General features: G+C 35.2%; 23 protein-coding genes, 6 tRNA genes and 1 pseudogene. 12 read left to right on the top strand and 18 right to left on the bottom strand.

All coding sequences use genetic code 11. The annotated features are described in order from the left end of the window. The first annotated feature begins 37 nt into the window (after positions 1 to 37). From coaBC to BFU36_RS14475, 5 genes and pseudogenes are all read left to right on the top strand, one after another. Positions 38 to 1,270: a bifunctional phosphopantothenoylcysteine decarboxylase/phosphopantothenate--cysteine ligase CoaBC gene (gene coaBC, locus BFU36_RS04480; RefSeq protein ID WP_409349236.1), complete on the top strand. Its 1,233-nt coding sequence runs from the start codon at positions 38 to 40 to the stop codon at positions 1,268 to 1,270. Positions 1,271 to 1,587: 317 nt separating this feature from the next. Then, positions 1,588 to 1,684 (top strand) — tRNA-Met (locus BFU36_RS04475). 76 nt (positions 1,685 to 1,760) lie between these two features. Further along, positions 1,761 to 1,833: transfer RNA gene (locus BFU36_RS04470), tRNA-Asp, on the top strand. Positions 1,834 to 3,207: 1,374 nt separating this feature from the next. Next, the gene (locus BFU36_RS04465; RefSeq protein WP_069282456.1) at positions 3,208 to 3,459 is read left to right on the top strand and encodes a hypothetical protein; all 252 of its coding nucleotides are present in this window, start codon (positions 3,208 to 3,210) and stop codon (positions 3,457 to 3,459) included. A gap of 269 nt (positions 3,460 to 3,728) precedes the next feature. Then, positions 3,729 to 3,899: pseudogene (locus BFU36_RS14475) on the top strand (putative integrase); the annotation flags it as partial. Between the two features lie 31 nt (positions 3,900 to 3,930). Here BFU36_RS14475 and BFU36_RS04455 read toward each other — a convergent pair. Beyond that, positions 3,931 to 4,027: transfer RNA gene (locus tag BFU36_RS04455), tRNA-Glu, on the bottom strand. A 145-nt stretch (positions 4,028 to 4,172) separates the two neighbouring features. Next, positions 4,173 to 4,448, bottom strand: a complete 276-nt coding sequence (locus BFU36_RS14185) for a hypothetical protein (protein WP_069282455.1) — start codon at positions 4,446 to 4,448, stop codon at positions 4,173 to 4,175. Positions 4,449 to 5,570: 1,122 nt separating this feature from the next. On the opposite strand from BFU36_RS14185, the gene BFU36_RS04445 reads away from it, so the two are divergent. From BFU36_RS04445 to BFU36_RS04425, 5 genes are all read left to right on the top strand, one after another. Then, a tRNA-His gene (locus BFU36_RS04445) sits at positions 5,571 to 5,644 on the top strand. A gap of 120 nt (positions 5,645 to 5,764) precedes the next feature. Then, entirely contained in the window at positions 5,765 to 6,529 is a 765-nt protein-coding gene (locus tag BFU36_RS04440; protein WP_231961236.1) for a hypothetical protein, read from the top strand. 46 nt (positions 6,530 to 6,575) lie between these two features. After that, positions 6,576 to 7,823, top strand: a complete 1,248-nt coding sequence (locus BFU36_RS04435; protein ID WP_069282454.1) for a phosphoglycerate kinase — start codon at positions 6,576 to 6,578, stop codon at positions 7,821 to 7,823. Then, a complete protein-coding gene (locus BFU36_RS04430; protein ID WP_069282453.1) occupies positions 7,804 to 8,829 on the top strand; it encodes a phosphorylating glyceraldehyde-3-phosphate dehydrogenase in 1,026 nt (341 codons plus the stop codon). Before BFU36_RS04435 ends, BFU36_RS04430 begins: the two co-directional genes overlap by 20 nt. Then, positions 8,826 to 9,236 (top strand): universal stress protein, encoded by a 411-nt coding sequence (locus BFU36_RS04425; RefSeq protein WP_069282452.1) that lies wholly within the window; start codon positions 8,826 to 8,828, stop codon positions 9,234 to 9,236. Before BFU36_RS04430 ends, BFU36_RS04425 begins: the two co-directional genes overlap by 4 nt. Here the strand turns inward: BFU36_RS04425 and glyA are convergent. The 6 genes from glyA to speD all read right to left on the bottom strand — a co-directional run bounded on the left by glyA (position 9,229) and on the right by speD (position 15,450). Continuing rightward, complete coding sequence (gene glyA, locus BFU36_RS04420; protein WP_069282451.1) at positions 9,229 to 10,530, bottom strand: serine hydroxymethyltransferase; 1,302 nt, start codon at positions 10,528 to 10,530, stop codon at positions 9,229 to 9,231. The two genes, BFU36_RS04425 and glyA, sit on opposite strands and share 8 nt — an antisense overlap. A gap of 645 nt (positions 10,531 to 11,175) precedes the next feature. Further along, positions 11,176 to 12,408 carry a hydroxymethylglutaryl-CoA reductase (NADPH) gene (gene hmgA, locus BFU36_RS04415; protein ID WP_069282450.1) on the bottom strand — a complete coding sequence of 411 codons (1,233 nt, stop codon included), beginning with the start codon at positions 12,406 to 12,408 and terminating at the stop codon, positions 11,176 to 11,178. Next, positions 12,405 to 12,806, bottom strand: coding sequence for a Zn-ribbon domain-containing OB-fold protein (locus tag BFU36_RS04410; RefSeq protein ID WP_069284586.1), 402 nt, complete (start codon positions 12,804 to 12,806; stop codon positions 12,405 to 12,407). Before BFU36_RS04410 ends, hmgA begins: the two co-directional genes overlap by 4 nt. Positions 12,807 to 12,811: 5 nt before the next feature. Further along, positions 12,812 to 13,900: a thiolase family protein gene (locus BFU36_RS04405; RefSeq protein WP_069282449.1), complete on the bottom strand. Its 1,089-nt coding sequence runs from the start codon at positions 13,898 to 13,900 to the stop codon at positions 12,812 to 12,814. Beyond that, positions 13,897 to 14,946: a hydroxymethylglutaryl-CoA synthase gene (locus BFU36_RS04400; RefSeq protein ID WP_069282448.1), complete on the bottom strand. Its 1,050-nt coding sequence runs from the start codon at positions 14,944 to 14,946 to the stop codon at positions 13,897 to 13,899. Before BFU36_RS04400 ends, BFU36_RS04405 begins: the two co-directional genes overlap by 4 nt. Before the next feature lie 102 nt (positions 14,947 to 15,048). Further along, positions 15,049 to 15,450 carry an adenosylmethionine decarboxylase gene (gene speD / locus BFU36_RS04395; protein ID WP_069282447.1) on the bottom strand — a complete coding sequence of 134 codons (402 nt, stop codon included), beginning with the start codon at positions 15,448 to 15,450 and terminating at the stop codon, positions 15,049 to 15,051. Positions 15,451 to 15,562: 112 nt separating this feature from the next. On the opposite strand from speD, the gene BFU36_RS04390 reads away from it, so the two are divergent. Both BFU36_RS04390 and BFU36_RS04385 read left to right on the top strand, forming a co-directional pair. Next, positions 15,563 to 16,369 carry a hypothetical protein gene (locus tag BFU36_RS04390; RefSeq protein ID WP_069282446.1) on the top strand — a complete coding sequence of 269 codons (807 nt, stop codon included), beginning with the start codon at positions 15,563 to 15,565 and terminating at the stop codon, positions 16,367 to 16,369. A 51-nt stretch (positions 16,370 to 16,420) separates the two neighbouring features. Next, positions 16,421 to 16,520: transfer RNA gene (locus BFU36_RS04385), tRNA-Met, on the top strand. Between the two features lie 34 nt (positions 16,521 to 16,554). Here the strand turns inward: BFU36_RS04385 and BFU36_RS04380 are convergent. The 10 genes from BFU36_RS04380 to BFU36_RS04335 form a co-directional block, all read right to left on the bottom strand. Beyond that, complete coding sequence (locus BFU36_RS04380) at positions 16,555 to 17,910, bottom strand: MFS transporter (protein WP_069282445.1); 1,356 nt, start codon at positions 17,908 to 17,910, stop codon at positions 16,555 to 16,557. Between the two features lie 69 nt (positions 17,911 to 17,979). Continuing rightward, positions 17,980 to 18,068: transfer RNA gene (locus tag BFU36_RS04375), tRNA-Arg, on the bottom strand. A gap of 42 nt (positions 18,069 to 18,110) precedes the next feature. Further along, on the bottom strand, positions 18,111 to 18,443 hold the full coding sequence (locus BFU36_RS04370; protein ID WP_069282444.1) for a transcription factor S: 333 nt from the start codon (positions 18,441 to 18,443) through the stop codon (positions 18,111 to 18,113). Positions 18,444 to 18,472: 29 nt separating this feature from the next. After that, positions 18,473 to 18,739 (bottom strand): DNA-directed RNA polymerase subunit M, encoded by a 267-nt coding sequence (locus BFU36_RS04365; RefSeq protein WP_069282443.1) that lies wholly within the window; start codon positions 18,737 to 18,739, stop codon positions 18,473 to 18,475. Next, positions 18,740 to 19,015, bottom strand: coding sequence for a DNA-directed RNA polymerase subunit L (locus tag BFU36_RS04360; RefSeq protein WP_069282442.1), 276 nt, complete (start codon positions 19,013 to 19,015; stop codon positions 18,740 to 18,742). Continuing rightward, a complete protein-coding gene (locus tag BFU36_RS04355; protein ID WP_069284585.1) occupies positions 19,005 to 19,574 on the bottom strand; it encodes an exosome complex RNA-binding protein Csl4 in 570 nt (189 codons plus the stop codon). Before BFU36_RS04355 ends, BFU36_RS04360 begins: the two co-directional genes overlap by 11 nt. Positions 19,575 to 19,580: 6 nt before the next feature. Further along, positions 19,581 to 20,582 carry a diphthamide biosynthesis enzyme Dph2 gene (gene dph2, locus BFU36_RS04350; protein WP_069282441.1) on the bottom strand — a complete coding sequence of 334 codons (1,002 nt, stop codon included), beginning with the start codon at positions 20,580 to 20,582 and terminating at the stop codon, positions 19,581 to 19,583. After that, positions 20,579 to 21,106: a 50S ribosomal protein L16 gene (locus BFU36_RS04345; RefSeq protein WP_069284584.1), complete on the bottom strand. Its 528-nt coding sequence runs from the start codon at positions 21,104 to 21,106 to the stop codon at positions 20,579 to 20,581. Before BFU36_RS04345 ends, dph2 begins: the two co-directional genes overlap by 4 nt. 40 nt (positions 21,107 to 21,146) lie before the next feature. After that, positions 21,147 to 21,380: a KEOPS complex subunit Pcc1 gene (locus BFU36_RS04340; protein WP_231961235.1), complete on the bottom strand. Its 234-nt coding sequence runs from the start codon at positions 21,378 to 21,380 to the stop codon at positions 21,147 to 21,149. After that, positions 21,364 to 22,416, bottom strand: coding sequence for a single-stranded DNA exonuclease (locus BFU36_RS04335; RefSeq protein ID WP_069282439.1), 1,053 nt, complete (start codon positions 22,414 to 22,416; stop codon positions 21,364 to 21,366). Before BFU36_RS04335 ends, BFU36_RS04340 begins: the two co-directional genes overlap by 17 nt. Position 22,417 lies beyond the last annotated feature (1 nt).

Genomic DNA, 22,417 nt, shown 5'->3' with positions numbered 1-22,417 from the left:
GATTTATATTAAGAAGTTAATATATATGCCCATAAATATGACACATCCTTCTAAGAAAATTATAGGAAGCGTCAGTCAAGAGCTAATGGGAAAAAAAGTACTTCTTGGCGTTACCGGAAGTGTATCGATTTATAAATCATTAGATTTAGCTAGAAACCTAATGAGGATAGGTGCTGAAGTAAATGTAATTATGAGCAGAGATGCAATCAAATTAGTGTCTCCAGAAATGTTTAGGTGGGCTACTGGTAATGAAGTTTACACGAGACTAACTGGAGATATTGAGCACGTTAGTTTAGCTGAGGACAATGACGCGTTTATCATAGCACCTGCTACAGCTAATACAATAGCTAAAATAGCTAATGGAATTGCGGACACGCCTATAACTTCAACTGTATTAAATTTCATCGGAATGAAAAAACCAGTAATTATAGTCCCAGCAATGCACCTACAAATGTACATTTCTCCTCAGATAACCAATTCTATTAACAAGTTAAGAGAAGTCGGAATTGAAATAGTAGAGCCAGAGATAGTGAATGATTTAGCTCATTATCCTGATGTAGAATATCTAACTGATAAAATATCCTCTTATTTGCTGAGAGGACGTGATCTATCTAAGCTAAAAATACTAGTTACTGCTGGACCTACTAGAGAGTATTTAGACGGAGTTAGGTTTATCTCTAATCCTAGCAGTGGAACTATGGGAATAGCTATAGCTAATGAAGCCTTCTTCAGAGGAGCTGATGTTAAGTTAATTCACGGTCCAGTTAGCTCAAAACTTTCACCTTATGTTAAAAATAAAGTATCAGTAGAGTCAACAGAGGAAATGTTAAACGAAGTTATAAACAGTTTAGAAAAAGAGAAGTATAACGTAGTAATACTAGCTGGAGCCCCAGCTGACTATAAGTTTAAAAATAAATTTGACAGCAAAATTGATAGTCACGTCGAAATTCCTAAAGTAGAATTAGAGAAAACTCCAAAAATCTCATCTTATGCGAGGAAATATGACACGTTTCTAGTTGGCTTTTCAGCTGAAACCGTGAACTCCGATGAGGAATTAATAGAGAAAGCTAAGTTAAAGATGCAAAGGCACAACTTTGATTTAATTGTAGCTAACAACGTTAAAAGAAAGGATATAGGGTTCTCCTCTGAATATAATGAAGTAATAATGGTAGACAAAGGTCAAAACATAATAAAAGTAGAGAAAGCTTACAAGACTATCGTAGCGAGAAGAATATTGGACGTGATAAGAGATAAGGTAAAAACAAATTAAGCAACTAACTAAAATTCTTTGTAGTGCAGTTATGCATGAAAAAATTCAGAACTGATATACAGTTTACTAACATTTTAATAAGTATAACTTACTATATACCTAAATAACTTCACTTATTGTTATGATATTTCATTACAAAACAAGGTTGAAATGCTAAGAATTTATTTAGCAGTTAATTATTATCATCCTATAAAAATAAGTTTTAATTTAAAATCAAAAGTCAGTTTAGCCATAATTACATATCATCAACGAGGTTTAAGATTAGGAAATAACTTTAAAGGCTATTAGTTTCAATATATTATGTGGCGGGGTAGCATAGCGGGGTGGGCTAGCCTGGTAAGGCCGCGGGGCTCATAACCCATTCACACGTGAGACACCCCGAGGTCCCTGGTTCAAATCCAGGCCCCGCTACCATAAAATTACATGCTTGATAAAAATTCGAGATCCCCTAACTTTATATACCGCTTCTCTCACTTATTATGTTGAAGATGCCGCGGTAGTCTAGCGGTCTAGGATGGGGGCCTGTCGAGCCCCTGACCCGGGTTCAAATCCCGGCCGCGGCGCATTTATTTTTGCGGTGTTGAAACTTTCTCTTAAGGAGCTTCCAGTCAACTCTTACCAATATCTATGTTTTGTTAGCAACAGTATATCTTCATGCTTTAATAAAGCAGTCTGTTACTAAATCGAAATATGAGAGAAAAAGATTGACTTTACTGTTAAGCATTATAATAGCGTCATAAAGCTATAAATTCTATTATAATCCCATTTCAAATGTGTATAGTGCATACTTGAGTGTTTTACTGCTTTTGTTTCTCTCTTAACTAGCTTTTCCCTCATTGATTAGTGTGTCCTCTAGTTTACTAGGTGTATGGTTTCTCAAAGTAGCATGTTGTAATCGTCTCTTATCCAACCTCTGAGCAGTGTATTTTGGCTTCCTTGAATGTTTTTCCATCTTTTCTGAGAATGCTAGGTATATTCCCTTGTCTGATTATTATTGTGAATATCTACTTGTATAGTCCTTTTTTGAAGTATGTCCAAGTCTATGAATTTTGATATTGCCTTGAGGTCTTACAGTTCAACTAATACTTGCCATATCCAAGTGGAGACATTACCCTTATTTAAAACCCTTGCCATTAACACATTAAAGCTATCTTAGCCCCCTTAGGATACCTATCCTTTGTAACCTCAAGGAACTTCCTATTATGCTCCTGCTTACTAACCTTAACTACATGATGGCTATTACAAAGTTGGTATATCCTTATAAACCCTCTTCCTACACTTTTTGTTCATAAGTAATACTAAATGGGTCAATAAATTTTACCTTCACAACAGCCTATGTTTACACTATTGAAAGAGGATAAAAATGGTTTTATACTTTGAAATGGATTGATTTGATCTGACCTCCGCCCTAAAGGACGAGGCTTTCCTCACTTGTAACTTTCACAGTTTACCGAAGAAAATTGGATTTTAACGAAATTAAGGGATGGTATCACTAACGAGGAATCTTTATCGTTAACTTTCAATTCTATTATAGATCCCATAGTCAGAATAGCTTAGAAGCTTGTGCGGAAAATAGCGTAATGCAACATCTAACTTTTACGTTAGTTCTAAATTCTATGCCCTACAAACTCACTCTCCAAAAATACTGGGGAGTATTATCACTAATCTCACTCTTCCATCTTTTGTTTTGTAATAATAACGCACATTACATTTAGGTACCTTATAAATAACCTTCTCCGCCACACCATCACCAAGATAATAAAAAGTATGATGATTTTACTATAAACATTAGGGCAATAATTTATGAGTGTGGAACTGCGTAAAAGTTACTCATACGGGGTCTGTTTTTGCATAAGCAAAATAAACAAAGAAAACTACACAGTTCCAAACGTGTAAATTAGTCTTGATACGGGGTTATCTATAGCAGAGCCACAGAAATGTTGAGAAACATCTTGAAGGTATATGCTATAACCTTGGGAAAAGATACTGTTAATATTGAAGTCTTCAATGTAGTGATGAATGGGTCCCGTTACGATATATTGTTTGACCCCCTAGGTCTAACAGAGAGAGATGTGGAGTTTCTGCAATACATAAAAGAGGCAGAGAGGAAGTTGGTAATGAAGAGTCAAGAAGAGAAAATAGAGACTACGTTATCAACAATAGAAGATATTATGTATCTATCAAATTAAGAGTAAGTCATACGTTTCCGATATTGAAAGAGTTAGTGGGAAAAGGGTTTTAGTGTATAGTGAAAAGTTTAACGGAAAAAACTCACATGGGGCTTAACAAAGTTGGACAATAAGATACTAGAGTTAGCTAATGGCAATCCCCCAGTCAGACTGACAGAAACAATTTCGTTTTTTCAATCTTTGAGGTTCTTTACCTCCAACTTCAATCTCTCGTGGGATCTCGTAACTTTTTGTTGGTTACCAATGCTTATAAACGCGTTTTGGTAGCCATGATACATGGCGTAAAAATGGCTAAAGAGAAGATGTGTTATAAATATGGCGATTATATTATGCGCGAGATTAAAGGGCGGTATTACGTCTATGAATTGGAAACGGTAAACGCTGAGATAAAGGAAACTTATGTTGGTCCTTTAGTTGACGTAGTAGAGGCTTATATAAAATTGAAAGAGGGGTGGGGAGATTCCCCCACAGTGCCGCGGCCGGGATTTGAACCCGGGTCACGGGCTCGAAAGGCCCGCATACTCTCGGTATGCATAACCTGCACTTGACCGGGCTATACTACCGCGGCAGTTACCATATATAAGCTAAGATCTAATTTAAAGTTTTTCTCCTTACCAAAACGAGGCTTCCGACCTCCTCCCCGCCCTAAAGGGCTAGGATTCCGCTGAGGTCTAAAGCATTACTCCCCTTTGTGGGAGTTACTCCATTTGACGTTATGAGGAAGGAAAGAGGTTTTTCAGTATCTTAACAATTTTCTTTATTGTTCTCTTCATAATGTTTAAAGCACCATTAACGTGGCTGTGAAGTCTACGACCTAAAGGGCAGTTAATGGCTCCCCTAAGCTTCCTACTCACTTCAACGTTAGGGAAAGCCCAAAGCTTAGACATATTATACTCCATAACTAGAAACACCTTTTGTCTTTCCTCATCAACTTCATAGCGGTCTTGCCTAACTACTAGGATTAACTTCCTCTTCTCGTTCTCTTTCAAATATCCCGGTGGTGAGATATACTTGACGAATTGCGGTAAGCTGTTTTTATTCTTCCGTAATGAGAAAAAGGAAGACCACGCTTCATTATTCTTCTGTAATATAGCTTATCCATTAACCCCAGGCACCTCTTTGTACTTCTCATAGAATTTATTCCAAATGCCCTTGAAGTCTACTTTCTTTTGTTGGAAGAACTGTTGTCTTCTCTCATAGTTTACCTCGTTCCATAGTTTAGCTGACGTGTCTGCTAATTTCCTCAGCTTTTATGCTGTGCCTCACTAGGTAACACTCTAACAACGATTGTACGGACGCCCTGGTATTGCGGGAGTAATGATCGGCTCCCGCTCCTCATGGTATTGAAGTCAGTCAGAATGGAGTGTCATAGGAAGAGGTGGGAAAAAGGAGTTTAAAACATTTCCCCGCCTTAAAAGGCTAGATTTTCTTTTTCATTTATAACTTCTATTTCTATATTTAAAGAATTATATAATTTATATTAAATATTTGGAAAACATAGCGTATAATAGTTATTGAGGCATGGATTAAGAGGCTAAGAAATTATAAGAGCATATTTCTTAGTTACTGGATATATTGCGGTATATTTTCCGTAAGTTATAGCCTTCACTTCTTTATCTTTTTCCTTTTTTGGTTTTCAATCTTCTTGGACGTATTTTCATTCTTGTTATTAACTGAGATCCCCTTATGTTTTTGATTGCAATGAGTGTTACGAATGCTTTAGAGTTTTTCCATGAATTTTTAACGCTTAACGAATCTTCATCATTCATGGACTTGTTCAGTCATAAGGATAAGATGAGAAGTAAGTTAAGGACATCTCTTATCTGAAATCATCACGTTAGTTAGGGATAAAGTAAGAATTGTAGAGATCTATTGAGAAAATCTAGTGCTCTAAGCAGTTTAGAGATTTAGCCTTGAATCTACTAATAGTATGAGCGTAAAGACTATAACAATGGTTTGAGTGTTCCAAGGAGTAGTGGATTCACCAAGGGAATGGAAAAACTTACAAATTAGACTTGCAATCCAAACCAACAAAAGTAGTTTAATTTTAATAGTGAAAGGAAGAAAGAGTTTAAAATGCCCTAAATTAAAATTAATAAACGGCTCCCATGGCTCGGGTAGCTCAGCCTGGGAGAGCGCCGGGCTGTGGACCCGGAGGTCCCGGGTTCAATTCCCGGCCCGAGCCCTTTCATTTTATTCAAATAGTTAATCAAATCTTTGCTTTTGCCATTCTTGTGTTTTCTCAATCTTTATTATATTTAAGGATTTAAACCTCAATAGCATCATATTTATAGAGGCTTAGAGTTTGATTTTTGATATATTTAAGAGGGATAAGGACAGTGAAGTGAAAGACCCGTTTTATACTGATGAATTTGGAGAATGGATAATAATATCTCATAACAAATTATTATTATTTGTATATAATTTGCTTGTAAAGTCAATAAAAAAGATTGGACTAAAAAATTTTGAATTGTACATAATTCAATATTCTGAGGATGAAAAGATAAAGAATCTCATAAACGTGAAAGGAATGATAGTTACAAATGGTAACTTTAAGGAATTGGAATTAGCTAATGCTATTAAGAATAACGTTGATAATCATGGGTTTATAGGTGAGATTAAGATTTTTAAGTTTAGACTTTGTGGCTCTCTCTTCATATTCTTCTATATAGATTTAATTGTAAAGAACATAACAGAAGCTAAAGGTCATGTTAAAGTGCTTTTTCCTCCCTATGGAGTTAACTTATATAGTGTCCCTTACACGTTCCAGTCTCTTCTAAAGGATGTTATAGAGAAAAATTTAGGGTTAAACTGTAATTTAAGAGATATTGAAGTGGGGGATGGAACTAGGCTAAAGCTTCTTGCTGAATGTAAGGTTAATCAAGGTTTAGAATCTGTTGAACCTTTAAAGAAGGCATTAGAATATTTTAGTCTATCTGAACCTAAAATATCGACAAACAGGGTTAGCGCAAAACAGATTGAATTACAAATTTTTGTGAATCAGCTTAAGACTAAGGCTCTTATCCCTCTTATTTGGGACCATTTTATTATCGACTCGTTGCGCTGTTGAAAAAGTTATTATCCAAATTTTCCTAAGTTTAACTCGGGGATTTAATCTGATTAAGATAGGAGATCTTAATGTCCCCACAATAGATGATATAGATTTACACTCGAAAAAAATTTTACTAAGGATAGATATTAATTCTCCGGTAGGGGAGAATGGTGAGATTTTAGACGACTCTAGAATAAGAGCCCATGTAGTTACAATTAAAGAGTTAATGGATAAGTCAAATAGTATAGTTTTAATTTCTCATCAAGGAAGACCGGGTGATAAAGATTTCATTAGTTTAGAACAGCACGCTAAATTACTTTCGAAACACTTAGGGGAAGAAGTAGCTTTTGTGGAAGATGTAATTGGTCCACATGCTAGAGAGGAGATAAAGAAACTGGATAAAGGTAAAGTTCTACTGCTAGATAACGTTAGACTCATGTCAGAGGAATTAATTGAAGCCCCTCCGCAACAGCACATCAGAAGTTTTATCGTTAAAAGGTTAGCTCCATTGTTTGATGCTTATGTTAATGACGCTTTTGCTACAGCTCACAGAAGTCAGCCTAGTATCGTAGGCTTTCCTTTAGCTTTACCATCAGCAGCTGGAAGAGTGATGGAGAAGGAAGTATCTGCGTTAGCTAAGATTTTTAATCCAGAGGATTCTCCAAAAGTTTTTGTATTAGGTGGAGGTAAGGTTCATGATACTATCAGGATAATTGAAAATTTGGTTAAGAAGAGAATAGCTGATAGGATATTGACTGGTGGATTAGTTGCTGAACTTTTCGCCATAGCCAAGGGTATGAGTATAGGTCAAAAGAATGCTGAGGTTTTAGAAAAATTAGGAATATTAAGTTTAGTTCCAAGAGCAAGGAAAATATTACTAAGCGGAGCTCCGATAGAGATACCGGTTGATTATAAGGTAGAAAACAATGGTAACGTGATGGAAGAACCTGCGAATAAGGTTACTGGAGTTATTAAGGATATAGGATCTACCACGAGTGAAGTATATTCCTCGTTTATAAAAGACGCTAAAGTAGTAGTATTAAGAGGTCCAATGGGAGTAATTGAAGATGAAAGATTTAAGGGAGGAAGTAAATCTGTTTTGAAATCAGCTTTGGAAGGGCAGGGATACGTTATTATAGGGGGTGGACATATGATTAGCGTTATAGATAAAGACGTTAATATTGATTCCGGCAAGGTGCATATTTCCACTGGAGGAGGAGCTTTACTTTTATTCTTGTCTGGAGAAAAGTTACCCGCATTAGAGGCTTTATCTATGTCCGTGGGGATGAGACATGATAAAAGTGGGAGTTAATGGTTATGGTACTATTGGTAAGAGGGTAGCCGATGCTATAATCAGACAGCCAGATATGAAGCTAATAGGCGTGGCAAAGACTAACCCAAATTATGAAGCCTTAATAGCTTACCGTAGAGGTATACAGATTTATGTGCCAGAGCAAAGTTTAGGTAAGTTTAAAGAAGTTGGTATAACTCCAGCTGGCACTATATCTGAACTAATTAAGGAGGCTGACGTTATCGTTGATGCCACTCCTAATGGTGTTGGGGCTCAATATAAGCAAGAGTACCAGAAATTTGAGAGAAATGCAATATTTCAAGGCGGAGAGAAGGCTGATGTAGCTGATATTTCCTTTTCTGCTTTATGTAATTATGATGAGGCTGTAAGTAAGAAATATGTTAGGGTAGTCTCATGTAATACTACTGCTCTTCTTAGAGTTATATGTACTATCAGTAATAAATTATCTAAAGTAGATAGGGTAAGGGCTACTATAGTTAGGAGAGCTGCTGATCCTAAGGAAGTTAAAAGAGGTCCAATCAACTCTTTAACCCCTGATCCAGCAAAGATTCCAAGTCATCACGCGAAAGATGTCAATACTGTAATTAAGAATTTGGATATTATAACTATGGCCGTTGTTGCTCCTACAACGCTTATGCATATGCACTTCCTGGATATAAAGGTTAAGGATAAGGTTAAAAGAGAAGATGTTTTAGAAACTTTTGCTAATACACCTAGGATAGTTCTAATCCCCTCTAAATACGAGATTAGCTCTACTGCTGAAATAGTGGAAATAGCGAGAGATATGAGGCTTGAGAGGAATGACATACCAGAGGTTATGGTGTTTGAGGATTCAGTTTACACTAAGGATGATGAGGTAATGTTAATGTATGCGGTGCATCAAGAATCTATTGTAGTTCCCGAGAATATAGATGCTATTAGGGCATCTCTTAATTTAGTAACTAAAGAGGAATCAATCAAAATGACAAATACTACGTTAGGGATAAGAGGAGGGTATATATTATGAGTGAGCCTTCATACTTCGTTAGTTTCTGGATGAGAAAGATTCTAGTTCCTATTGATGGCTCAGAGAATAGTTTAAGGGCATTGGATTTAGCTATAGATTTTGGGATGAGGTACGGCTCTAAAATAACTGTAGTTCACGTATGTCATGACTGCAACGATCTAGAGATAATGAAATCGGTTATTCAAAGGAGGATTAATAATAGAGTGGATTATGAGCTCAAATTTGTAAAGACTAACTTAAAAGAGACGAGTGTGTCTAATGAATTATTAAAAATAATAGGTGAGGAATCGTTTGATGCAGTAATAATGGGGGCTAGAGGTACTTCAGTAAACAGTGAAATAAACATAGGATCTACAGCGTTAGCATTATCAATTAATGCTCCAGTTACTGTAATTCTAGTTAGATGATTAATCTCAACACTTTGGAGGAATATTTTGATAGTTCCTCTATGTTATCAAATGTATACTTAACCTCAAGGAAGTTTTTCCTAAACTCTATTACTTTTCTTTTAACTTCATTAACATCTTTTCTATCAATTATCAAGCTCTTAAATAAGTCCGCAATCTCTTCCATTTCATTTTCCTTCATTCCATATCTGGTCATTTCTTGCACGCCTATTCTGAGTCCGCTCGGATCTGAAACAGCCTCTGGCTTATCGTAAGGTAGGAGATTCTTATTTACTATTATATTAGCGTCCTCTAACAATTTGGCTATTTTCTCTCCCCCTCCAAATCGTCTAACATCAACTGCTACTTGATGGCTTTTAGTGTATCCTAAATGTTCACCTATTACCTTAAAGCCTCTTTCTGCTAACGCTTCAGCCAACTTTTTAGAATTTTTAACTATTTGACTGGCATAATTCTTACCATATTCTCTCATTTCAACTGCAGTAACTCCAGTTGCTGGTAAACGATGTAAGTGATGATTACTGACAAACCAAGGAAATATTGTTTTAGAAATTTGTTTGAATGGTTCGTCATTAATTGCAAATATTGCTCCCCCTTGAGGACCTGGAAAGGTCTTATGTGTAGAAGCTGTCATGATATCTGCTCCTTCTTGTAAGGGATTATGCCACACTTCACCTACAATTAAGCCATAAACGTGGGCTGCATCATAAACTAATTTTGCATTGACAGCGTGAACATGTGGAGCTAACTCTTTAGCTGGATGAGGAAATAGATATAAGCTTCCTCCTAATACGACGAATTTTGGTTTTATTTCCTCTATCATTTTTATCGATTTATCTATATCTACATTTATATTTTCCATATCGAAAGGTAACTCTATATGCTGAATTCCCAAAGCTCCTAGCGTACCAAATTTCGTATGACTAACGTGAGCACCAGCTTGTACGGGGGCTATTAATGCTTTTTCCCCTGGCTCAGCTAAGACTCTGAATACTGCAGCATTTGCTATAGTTCCACTTACTGCTCTTAAGTCACAATGTTTTGACTTAGTTATTTCATTCATAAGTTCCATAGTAAGAGTTTCTATCTCGTCTATGTACTTAGTTCCTTGATAGTACCTTTTATATGGTTTTCCTTCAGCATATCTAGACATAAAATCGCTCATGTATACGCTTTCTGCTAATGGGCTCATCACGTTTTCTGATGCAATTAGGTTTAGTGCTTGTGTTCTTCTCCAAACGTTTTGTTCTTTTGTAAGTTCAAGGATTCTTTCTACCTCTTTAGGGAATGGCATAATAGTTATATGCTTAATAACGTTTATAAACTTTTAATGAGTAGTGGAAGCAAGTCCTATTCACGTAAATAGTTTCAACTATTATTAATGATAATTAAGTCTAATCGTTTGTCACTACGTGATAATTTCTCTCATTTGATTGCAAATCAAGGTCATATGTGGGAGGTTAGTCCATAAGCACCTTATTGTAAGTGAGTCATGGGACTCATTCAAATCTAATTGAAGTGTGCTCGCATGACCGGCAAATATGCGGTCTAACTTTGGGGCTTGAGCTCTTATCGGGAGGTAATTATTTGTAAAACTATTTAGTGTGTGGACAACAATTTGGTTGATATGAATTGAATTTTCTTTACTGTGGAAAAGTATTTTTAGGGTGAGGGCGAGAATGTGTTTGATTTCCTAGCACTCACCTAACTCAACGAGAAACACAATAGCAAAATAGCTGAAAATATTCTTCCGCAATAGACTCTTGCATAAAAAATTTTACAGTTGGACGAAATTGTTGTCCACACACACTATTTACGTAAAAAGAGTGTTAAAATGTTGTTGTAGTAATGGAAAAAGGATATAGATCATAAATTAAGATCATAATTTATTTCATATAGTAGTTTCTTAAGGAAAAAGAGGAAGCAGATAAAAATGTAGTTATTTCAAGACCATTCCTCTACCCAATTTCTTATGGGCTTTTCCTAACTCTTTATTTGCTAATGCGGTTAAGAGGTTTAGTTCACCAGCAAGAACTGTAGCAGCAATAATTTCGGCGAATTTCTTGGCATTATATCCAGGTGGATTTCCGCTTCCATAGACTCCCATAATACTTAATGCCTCTCTTTGGGTAGGTAATCTAGTTCCACCACCTACTGTTCCTACTTCTAATGACGGTAAGGTAATTGATATGTAGAGATCTTCTCCTCTTACTTCAGTCCATGTATAACCAGAACTACTCTCAACTATTTGAGCTAAGTCTTGACCAGTTGCAATAAACATTGCAGCAATTATGTTGGCAAAATGCGCGTTATATTGTGCTAACGATCCAGCTCTCGCAGTGCCCAACCAATTCTTCCTCAGATTTATCTCGTTTATTAAGTTAACATCAGAACGTAATATGTTATTTATAACATCTTTTTTCACTATAGCTTCAGCAACTACTGTTTTCCCACGACCAAATAGGCTGTTTACGTTAGTTTGCTTCTTATCACTACACATATTTCCGCTTACCGCTAAACATTTAGCTTTAGGGAAGTTATCTTCTATATATCTACAAATCTCCTCTGAGGCTAGAGTTGCCATGTTCATTCCCATGGCGTCCCCAGTCTCAAATGAAAACCTAAGCCAAACGTTATTACCTAAAACAAATGGTGTTATTGATTTCAGTTTTCCATGAGAAGTTACTTTGCTAGTTATTTCCTTCATATTGTCAAAGTTTTTTTCTACAAATTCAATAAATTCAGGAATATCTTCGATCGAATCAAATTTAAATAAGGGAGCTCTAGTCATCTCATCTTTTAATATTTTAGTTTTAACGCCTCCACTTAATGATACTGCCTTAGCACCTCTATTAACGCTAGCTATTAGTGCGCCTTCAGTAGTAGCTAAAGGTACGTAAAAGTCTCCCCTCGCGTAATCCCCATTAACCTTTATTGGACCTGCAATTCCTAAGGGTATTTGTATTGCTCCGATAACATTCTCTGCATTTCTATTCTTTACTTCAGTATAATCTATGATTGTAGAACCTATCGATGGTAGTTGAACTCCTAAGATTTTTTCTAATGCCATTCTTCTAGCAACCATTGATGCGTTAGCTTCCAAAAAATTATCAGCTTCATGAAAAGAAATTTCGCCCTTTACTATCTTATCTACTACCTCATCAATGTTCATTCCTCAACTACCCTAAACTTGATCCCATATTGTATTAGTCCATTATAGGAATCCGTATAGACTCTTCTTAACGTGGCTTCTACTCTAGCATTCTCCTTTAATTTATCGATTTCTGTATCAACTATGGGAGCAATAATTTCAGCCCCCTCATCCAGCCTAATTAGACCTATAATACTGGGTAAAGATTTCTCAAAACCTTCCCTACTTTGGTATGATACGGTAAAGGTTACTAGTTTACCTTTTCCACTTAGTTCAGTCTTTTCTACATCTGAATTTCCACATTTTGTACAATAAGGTGAGTATGGAAAATCTATATTTCCACATTTTCTGCACTTACTAGCTATCAATTTATACATGAATTTTTTGTTTCTCCAAACTTGTGGTGGTGCTATTTTCATTATTCTCACCTCGTTAATTCGATTCCATAACTAACTAATCCTAAATCATCTGATGATATTATAATGCTTCTTTCCGCATCAGTTATCTTCTTACCTTTAAAGGTACCAAGTAATTGCATATAAACTTCTGATAGTTGATATACGGCAGAAGCACCTCCCGGATACCCTCTAGCTTTAAGCCCACCAGATAGATTAACGTTAAGACTATCCAAGTTATATAATGACTTTCCAGGTTCAGTTATACCTAACTCTTCTAACATAATAGCGGCGATAACACTGTATGAATCATGTATTTCAAATAAAGTTCTATTAACATCTTTTATCTCAATTTTGCTCCTTAGTGTCTTAATGGATGGTAAGGAAGGAGAAAAGTCTAACCTAGATTGAGTTGATTCTATCTTGTTAATTTTGATAGATTCGGATGTCTTTTCACTTGATAATATTACTATTGAAGCGCCATCGGCTCTAGCTCCTATATCAAATAGCCTTATAGGATCTGATACAATTTGTGAGCTTAATATTGTGTTTAAGTCAACTGTAAATCTCAGATAAGCGAATGGATTTTCTACTGCGTTTTGGTGCATTTTTATAGCCCAATTTGCGAAATATTCCCTAGGTACGTTGTATTTACTCATATACTTCTTCATCATAATTGCTGCAATGGAATGTGGGGTAACACCATTATAGTACATTTGTTCATCAAGACACGTAGATAGAACCTCATTAAAGTATTTGGACGGATAATCTGTTTGTTTCTCAACACCTATTATCATTACTGATTTAGCTAATCCGCTCTTTATAGCAGAATACCCCATTAGTAATGCTGTCCCACCACTAGCATCACCATTCTCAACTCTAAAAGAAGGTATATCTGTTTTTCCTAGTTTTTTAGCAATTTTAGGACCTATTAGGGAGTTGCTATTTAATTTTTGAGAATACGCATTGGCTACTATTATTAGATCTATGCCTCTTGACGATGTATCATATTGCTGTTCTAAATTCTTAAAGGACTCAATTACAAGATCATATAGATCATATTCGTAATACCTATCTATTGGGATTATTGAAGCTGCGTTAGCATATACATCCATCATTCATACACCTTAATCTTGTTAGTGTACTTAGAATATTCTGCATAAGACAAATATTTCTTGTTGTTTATGTAATATTCTACACTCTTAGCTAACTTCTGTTTCTCTAGGATACCCTCTGTAACTAAAATACTGAAGGCGTCACTGCCAGCACCACTTCCGAATGGAGCAACTAATATTCTCTCACCTGGTTTGGCAACGTCTAAAACCTTAGCTAATCCTAATAAAGCTGATGCATTGTAAGGGTTCCCTACATACGGCGAGACTAACCCTTGTTTAACTTTTTCTAGTGGAACTCCTAATTTCTTTGCTACTTGAATTGGAAACTTGCCATTAGGTTGATGGAATATAAAATAATCAAAGTCAGAGACCTTTAGACCACTGTTTTGAAGAAGATCGTTTACTGCAGCTATTATATGATTGAAGTATGCTGGTTCTCCTGTAAATCCTTCACCATGTACTGGATAAGGCGTACCATCTCTACGCCAAAAGTCCGGGGTATCAGAAGTATAAGAAGAGGAATATTCTATTATCCCCGCAGAGTTCTCTTTGCTAGCTTTTCCTACAACGAATGCTACACCTGCAGCAGCTGAACTCAATTCTAAAACATCTCCTGGATTAGATTGAGCTGTATCAGCTCCAATTACTAAGGCATAAGAATCATTATTCAAAACAAAACTTGAGGCTAATCTTAAGCCTACTGACGCACCTCTACAAGCGAATTCCATATCAGCAGTGGCAGTGTAATTTGAAATTCCTAATGCGTCTATTAGTATTGTTGACGTAGGTTTAACAGCATAAACTTTCGATTCAGATCCGAAAAGAACCAGCTTTATTTTAGACGGATCCACTTGAGCCCTTCTAATTGCGTTAATTGAAGCTTCCCACGCAATGGTTGTCGAATCCTCATCAAAGTTAGGAACTGATTTTTCTGATAATCCCAAGGATTTAACAACAGTTTCATCGTATCCCCACATTTTAGCTATTTCTAATACCTTTATTCTATATCTAGGTATATACGCACCCCAACCTATGATGCTAGAATACATTGTACATATAGAATTATCGAATAAATATAAGGTTTTCGATTATTGTCTACTACCCCATTAGACAGTTGTCGAATGAAATAAAAAAAGGCTAGAATAAAAAACCTATGAACTTCTATCAGCATAAAACATTTGATAGCGTTTTGGGTTTAGGGCATTTACTATGTACATGAAGGCCGAATGAGGATTACTGTCTTCACCACAAGTATAGACGTCAAGTGTTGCATAATTGTATTCGTTCCAGGTATGAAGTGCTATGTGGCTTTCTTCAACTAGGGCTATAACTGATACTCCACCCTTTTTCCCACCGAATGACCAACTTTTAATCTCTACTAGCTTCATATTAGCTATTTTCACGGCTTCAAGTACTAATTTCTCTAGGAACTCTTTATCAGTTAGTTTGCTTGCATCTATATCGTACAAGTTTCCAAATACGTGTTTGCCTACTATTCTATCTTCAGCTGAGGGGGAGGAGATATTTTTTATGAGGAACTTTTGTTCTGACATCTCTCTTTCTTTAGCCCCATGCCTTAATGATAACTCGTGAATAATAAGTGTAACTGTTAGTGATTGCCTTTGGATAAACGTTATATTTGTTTAGTATGTACTACTCTACCGTATGAAGTTAGGATTAGGAAGCGTTTTACTAATCATCGTCCTTATTATAATAGCGTCGATCGGAGTAATATTTTATCTACAAAACGACGTTAATATTAAAATTATGCCAATATTCTGGAGAGTATTACCTAATTATAAAAACATAATTGCATTTGAGATAGTGGGTCAAAATAATGGCGTCTTTACACAAGACCTTAACGTTACAATTGTTTTGAGGTATGTTCCACCTGGAACAGTTTACATTACTAGATACTTGTATAATAGTACTATAATGAATATAGAGCCGCATAAATTGCAAAAAACAGTAATTTATATCACTTTGAATGGTAGCCCGTCAGAAATCGAAATTGGACAAGCTTATCTAATCGTTAAGGGCTTATATGGATATAGTAAGCAATTAAATATCTTAAGCGATTTAATAAACGGAAACTCTAAATTGGTTCAGTTTTTTGCAATCAATAACAATCAGTTTCCAGTTCTCGATATGGTTGGTAGTTTTACTCCTTCAGCTCCCTTTAACTATTCATTAACTTCGACATATCTTCAGTATAATTACTCTACTGATACATCTTATCTTTACTCACTATTTAGGATTTCCCCATATGATAGTTCAAATTATCTTCAAACAGGAAATTATAATATAACTTTCAGATTCTTGAATTATAGTGGAACTTTTCCATTTAAGATAATTGATAAGAATCCTGTCTCATTTTACCTAATATCACCAATAGGAAATTACAATATTACGATAATTATTAGCAATAAGAATGTTACGTATGATGGATTTTTCACTGTAACAGTAACATGATACTAAAAAGTCGGAAAAATTTTTTAGGTCTCATGCTAAATTTATATTCGTGCCGCCGTAGCTCAGCCTGGTTAGAGCGCCGGACTCATACGGTAAGTAGAGAAGTCCGGGGGACATCCGGTTGTCCGGGGTTCAAATCCCCGCGGCGGCATTCCACAGTTTTTTAGTGGCTAACAAAATAAAAACTACTCTAACTTAACACCTTTTGTTTCTGGTATTAAAAACCACGTTATGATGCATGATAATAATGCAATGATTGAGTACACCCCTAATAATGCTCCTAATCCATATTTAGAAAGTAAAAGTGGAAAAGCGGTTATGCTAAGCGCAGCCATTAGTCTATCTGTTGCTACACTTATTGCTTGACTAGTACCCCTAATCTTTGTTGGTGTTAATTCTGGTGTTAGCATTGCTGATCCTATTATGGATGCGGGACCAATTGCTGAGAATAAGTAGTTCAATAAGTAAAATGTGAAACCCAATACTGCAGCTTCTCCTGTTAACTGCTCAGCGGCTTGTAGAGGGTTAGATATTTTTATATTAAAACCAAAAAATCCAGGGAATATTAAGAGAGATGAATACATAAATAGCCAAAAAGCAACTCCTGCGTATCCCAATATAATAAGGGGCTTTCTTCCTATCTTATCGACCAAGTAGATACTAATTATTTGACCAGGGAGTCCTGCTAAGAATTGTGCCGCATAAGTAAAGTCTATTGGACTTAATCCTAAGTTTGCGGCTATCGTTATTGGTCCATAAATAGCAAATGTGGACGAGTACATATCATAAAGCACCCAGATTATGGTTGAAAGAAGTATTAGTACTATTGATGTCTTTAATCTTTTAATGAAAGGAACATTATCAAGTTTGATTACTACGTTTCCACCTAGTTCTTTCTGAAGCTTTTCCAATTCTCTTTTTATTGGCTTAATTCTAGTTAAATATTTATACGTTTCGGGAATTTTTCTTCTCAAGTAAAATACTGAAATGGCAGGAATAATTCCTGCTAGAAGTACTATTCTCCAAACAATATTTGCTGGTTCTCCTAACATTATCAAGATTTGATCGACGAAAGCTGCGGCTACTGCTCCTAGCCCCCACAATACTGCAAAAGTTATAATCATTCTTTTACCTCTACTCTTTGGATTTGAGTTCTCAGCAATTATTAATGGAGAAAGAACGTAATCTGCTCCAATCCCTAATCCTAAAATCACTCGCGAGATTAGTAATTGGAAGAAATTAAAAGATATTGACTGAGATAGGATTCCTATACTCATTAGGCCTACGTCTAATCCGTAAATTATTTTCCTACCCATTTTATCGGATAAAAATCCTAATAGTATAGCTGAGATTGCTGCTCCGTAATATGAACTAGCAATCAAAAATCCTTCTTGTACTATTTGTAAATGTAGTGCATCTTGTATGTAGTAAAATACTAGAGAGATTGAATAAAGTTCGTATCCATCTGTGAATACTCCCATTCCTGCAGTTAATGTGCTTTTAATCTCTAGATCGTCAAAGGGTAGACTATCTTCGTCCATCGAACCTTTCTTTATTTTGCTCACTAATAAAAGTATCTAGTATAAGTATATACTCAAAAATAATATGTGCGGACCCGCCGGGATTTGAACCCGGGACCGCCGGCTTACCTCCTGGACGCTAGAAGGCCGGCGCTCCGTCCTGGCTGAGCTACGGGTCCATCTTAAAATGAGAATTTAAATAAATAAGATTTTCTCATTTTCTACTCATATTCTCTCCACACTTTTCCACACTTTGTGCATTTATAGAATCTAGTAGGTGGCTCGTCAGCTCTTCTCGTCTGCAATATCCAAAAGAAAGCTTCATCATTGCCACATGAAGGGCAGAGTATTCCCTTTATTTTTTGCGCTCCAGCTGGCATTGGCTGTTCTTCCAGAACTAAAGTCTTATCTTTGATGGAATGTTTAACCTTAGTTGTTACAGTTATAGTTTGGTGATCTTCTTCCTCATATCCGCACTTATTACATTTATAAACGTTTTTACCATTTACTTTTTTTGGTAACATTAAGGAGTTACACTTCGGACAGAACTTCATAAGATCACCAGTTACAGAATTAAGAATTATTATTTATTGATATTTAACTTTTCTGATAACTTAAGAGCAACTGTTCTACATAAATTCTCCAACTGATTTTCAGTATACTTTTCACCTATTCCTAGATTCGAGTATCTTATTTCCTCGGAGATTGGGGATGAAGTAATTTCACTGATCAGTTCTTCTTTGTTCAGACTTAAGAATAGCTTCTCTATGAAAAATCCTCTAAATACGCATAGCACGTAAAAGGTATCATCATTTGATACTAAAATTGCAACTCTAGCTTCTGATTTCAATTATAATACTCCTTTGATTTCATTTAAATATTGAGAGGAAATATTCTTTATCATTTGAATACCTTCTAAAATTGCATCTTTTGGAGTAATAGATCCATCAGTTAATACTTTAACTACTATTTTATCCAATAATGGGTGAGGCTGATAATATGAGGAAAAAGTAACTCCTCTAATTTTTCTTAACGTACCTGCTAATAGATTACCAAGCGTATGATCCTCACCTTCTATTTCAAGTTCCAAATAATTATTATCGCTCTTAAGAATTTTAATTTCCACCTTTTTTCACCACATAGCTGCCAATTTTTCTCTGTTCTATATTACCACACATATTACATTTTAAATTATTCTCATCTTGCTTAACTAATACTGCTCCACATCGTGAACACTTAGCGTATATTACTCCAAGATCTTTGGCTTTAATTGTTAGCGATAAAGGTATAGAAAAGGATATCAATTTTGCTTTAATAACATCCCCTACCTTCACAGCTTCATTTATAGTATTTAATCTTTTATTTGATATCTGAGAAATATGCAAATACGCTGATAAAGGTGACTGTAATTTCCTTTCTTCTATTCCGATTATCGAGACCGACGCTAAGTCCTCTCTAGTAGAATTAACTATACCTATAACGTATTTAGCTTTTTTCAAATTATTTATTAGTACCTTTTTAATTGGTAATACATTGCTCTTTCTATTTAGCATATCATAGAATATCTTACCTATAACTGCTGATCTCACAACTCCATTAATCTCGTATGTACCATCACCACTCATGAATTCTTCAATTACAGCTAATTCCTCTCCAGGTAAGCTTATATCCCCTTGAGTTCTCACTTTCAATCACCACGGAAAAATATATGGTTCTAAACTATTATTTATAACCATTTTAGCCTCACCTGGAGTGAGGACAGGTTTTTCGTAATTAAACAAATCGTCAATAGGTAATCTTGGGCATGAGGTAACTAAGAATACATCAACGAAACTCCTATCTATGTTTCTCAACACATCTATAGTTAGTACCTTATTTGTTACTATGTACACGTTATATCCTCTCTTGTTTAATTCATCGTAAAAGTATTTTACCATCAAAGGTCTGTTTTGCCCGACTTTAATGCCTTGTATTATTACCCAATTTCTTTTATCAAACGCTTCCATTATTTTCGCATATCTAATCTTTAATATTTTTTGTATTTCATTGGTGAGATCTTCAACTTTTTGAGTGTATGGATCAACTTTTATGGTAGGCTTGTTAGTAGTTAACCCTAAACCTATTGCATGGAATAGTCCACCAGATACTATTATATAAACATCCGCTGGAACTTCAGCTGGCTTATAGTCACAACCGAGTACTTGTCCATCAAACATAAATTTGCTCGATGGCTTGCCTATTATTACCTCAAAGTGATCTTCAAGTCCCTTCTTAATTTCGGGTAATAGTTTAACGTGTTGGAGGGTCGATGTAAGAGATACTTTCTTAGCATCGTATTTATTTTTCAATATTTGTATTAGGTCATCCAATATTTTAGGGTTCAAATTTATTTTACTCTCAACGTTTATGAATACAGTAGGGAACTTAGGATAATACCATGTATATGGTGTATGACCAAAATGTATTATTAGATCAGCTCCTATCTCTTTAGCCTCATCCTCCGCTATATCGCAAGCTCCCCAACTAGGCTCCCCAGATATTATAAACTCCACATTGGGTAGCTTTTGCCTCAATTTATTAACTATCTCAATAGAAAAATATTTTAAGCCTTCAGGAAATTGTAATAGAACTTTTTTTGCATCTCTTTTAACTATTTCATTTATTACTTTTTCTTCCTCAAAATTGTAACTCAACTTACAGACGCCTGTTTTAAGGGTATAACTTCTATCCTAGTGTCTAAAGGCAGTTTCTTGGATGCCACTTCTAAGGCTTCTTTTGCAAATTGTAAGTGCTCTTTCTTTACCCTCACTAGTATTATAGTTTCTCCTAATTTTTGTACTCTTGCTGCAGTTCCTATTGGTGTTCCAAATGATAACCTCATACCGTCTTGCAATCTATCAGCTCCGGCAAAGGCCATCATCTTATTCTCTCTCAATACGTGATGAGGATACTTTAAAACCCACATGAAAAATGATGTTTCGCTACCAGTTTTCTTTGATAATGTCTTTAGAGTTATAACTCTAGCAGCTTCTAACGCATTATGCCTTATTTGCCCTATTTCCGTATTGATTAATCTCAGTTCATAGTCATAATCTCCATTAGGGTTACCAGAGGTGAATTTACTTATCTTTGGTTGTGGTATTCCCGGTATATACTCCTTTCTTGTGTAAGCTGGTCCAGAAAAGTGCCTGTAACATCTACCAGGTCTTAGAGGCATATTATCACACTTATTCATTCATAGAAAGAAGACTATATATTTAACTTACTGCGTTAAGCGAAGCTTGAATCGCCTTTACGTGTAATAATATTTCATCGACAGTATTTCTAAGTGTTAAAATATCATTTGCGTTTACTATTTTCATTTTTATTATAATTTCAATTTCGTCATTTCCGATGACTCTACTCTCTATTTCCATGCCTTTAGGTAAATCAATATTGTCTACATTAAGGCTATTAACAATAACTTCCGGCTTTTTATACCGTATTTTCATTTTTAACTCTATCATCAATTTTTATCAACCCCTCGGATCTTCTACTTTGTTCAAAATAACTACTTGTATAATAGTTGTTACCTATTTTTAATACTACAGTTTTGTCTCTTTTTATTTTTTGTAGTTGTAATAGTATTAACTGAGTTAGAAGTGGTGAATTAAAATTGTTCGTGTTTACTATATAATAGGATTTAGTAGCGTTTTGTAATTGTAAACTAAACCCTTTTCCGAGAGTGCTTCTAAACTTGTCCAATAATACTTCAGCATAAGAAGGAGTAGTAACAAATTGAGCTATCTCCCCACTGCCAAATGTATCAAAGGAGTAAATTAAGGAGAAAGAAAGTTCCAATGTGTCATAATCCAGATAAAATATTCTGTCCGTGATTATATCATCTCTATTGAATTTTGGATTCTCCTTAATTATTAGAGAAATTACTCTGTACAGTAATGTATTTAGCTGATTCTCATCTAGATCTTCTAGTTTAGTAGTTTCATTTGCATTAATCTCTTTCATTAAATTTATACTATTTTCTCTATTCCCGCTTATCGTAGGAATAAACGGATCTAGAGAAAGCATTAGGGAGAGAAATAACGGCAATGCTTTAAAATTAGGTACTCTTAAGTTCTTCTCTATAATCACTCCGAATTGCTCTAAACTCTTTATCACACTTAACTCCCACTCAGATAATCTTCTTCTTTCTATAATTGTGGAGGAAATAACTCCGGTTAATATAGCCAAGATATCATCATTATTAATTACTAGATAGGAAGAAAAGGCGTTATTGCCTAAATAGTAATGTTTTTTTATAGTATTGTCAATTATCCACTTTCCGTTACTATCTTGCTTAAGTTCTAGATCGCAAGAGGATTTAAAAGTAATGAAAGTTTTGTTTTTTATATATTTTGAAATAATGTAGGAAAATATTAACGGATCTGGGGAATAATAAGTACGTATGCAGAGGTTATCTCGGGTTTGTAATGTTCTAACGTATTCCTTAATCTCTTCATTATTAGGTTCTCCTAAAAATATTTCCATA

This window comes from Sulfolobus sp. A20, assembly GCF_001719125.1.
GTDB lineage: Archaea > Thermoproteota > Thermoprotei_A > Sulfolobales > Sulfolobaceae > Saccharolobus.
The sequence above is the reverse complement of the archived record's forward strand: the minus strand, read 5'-3'. Positions and strand labels throughout refer to the sequence as shown.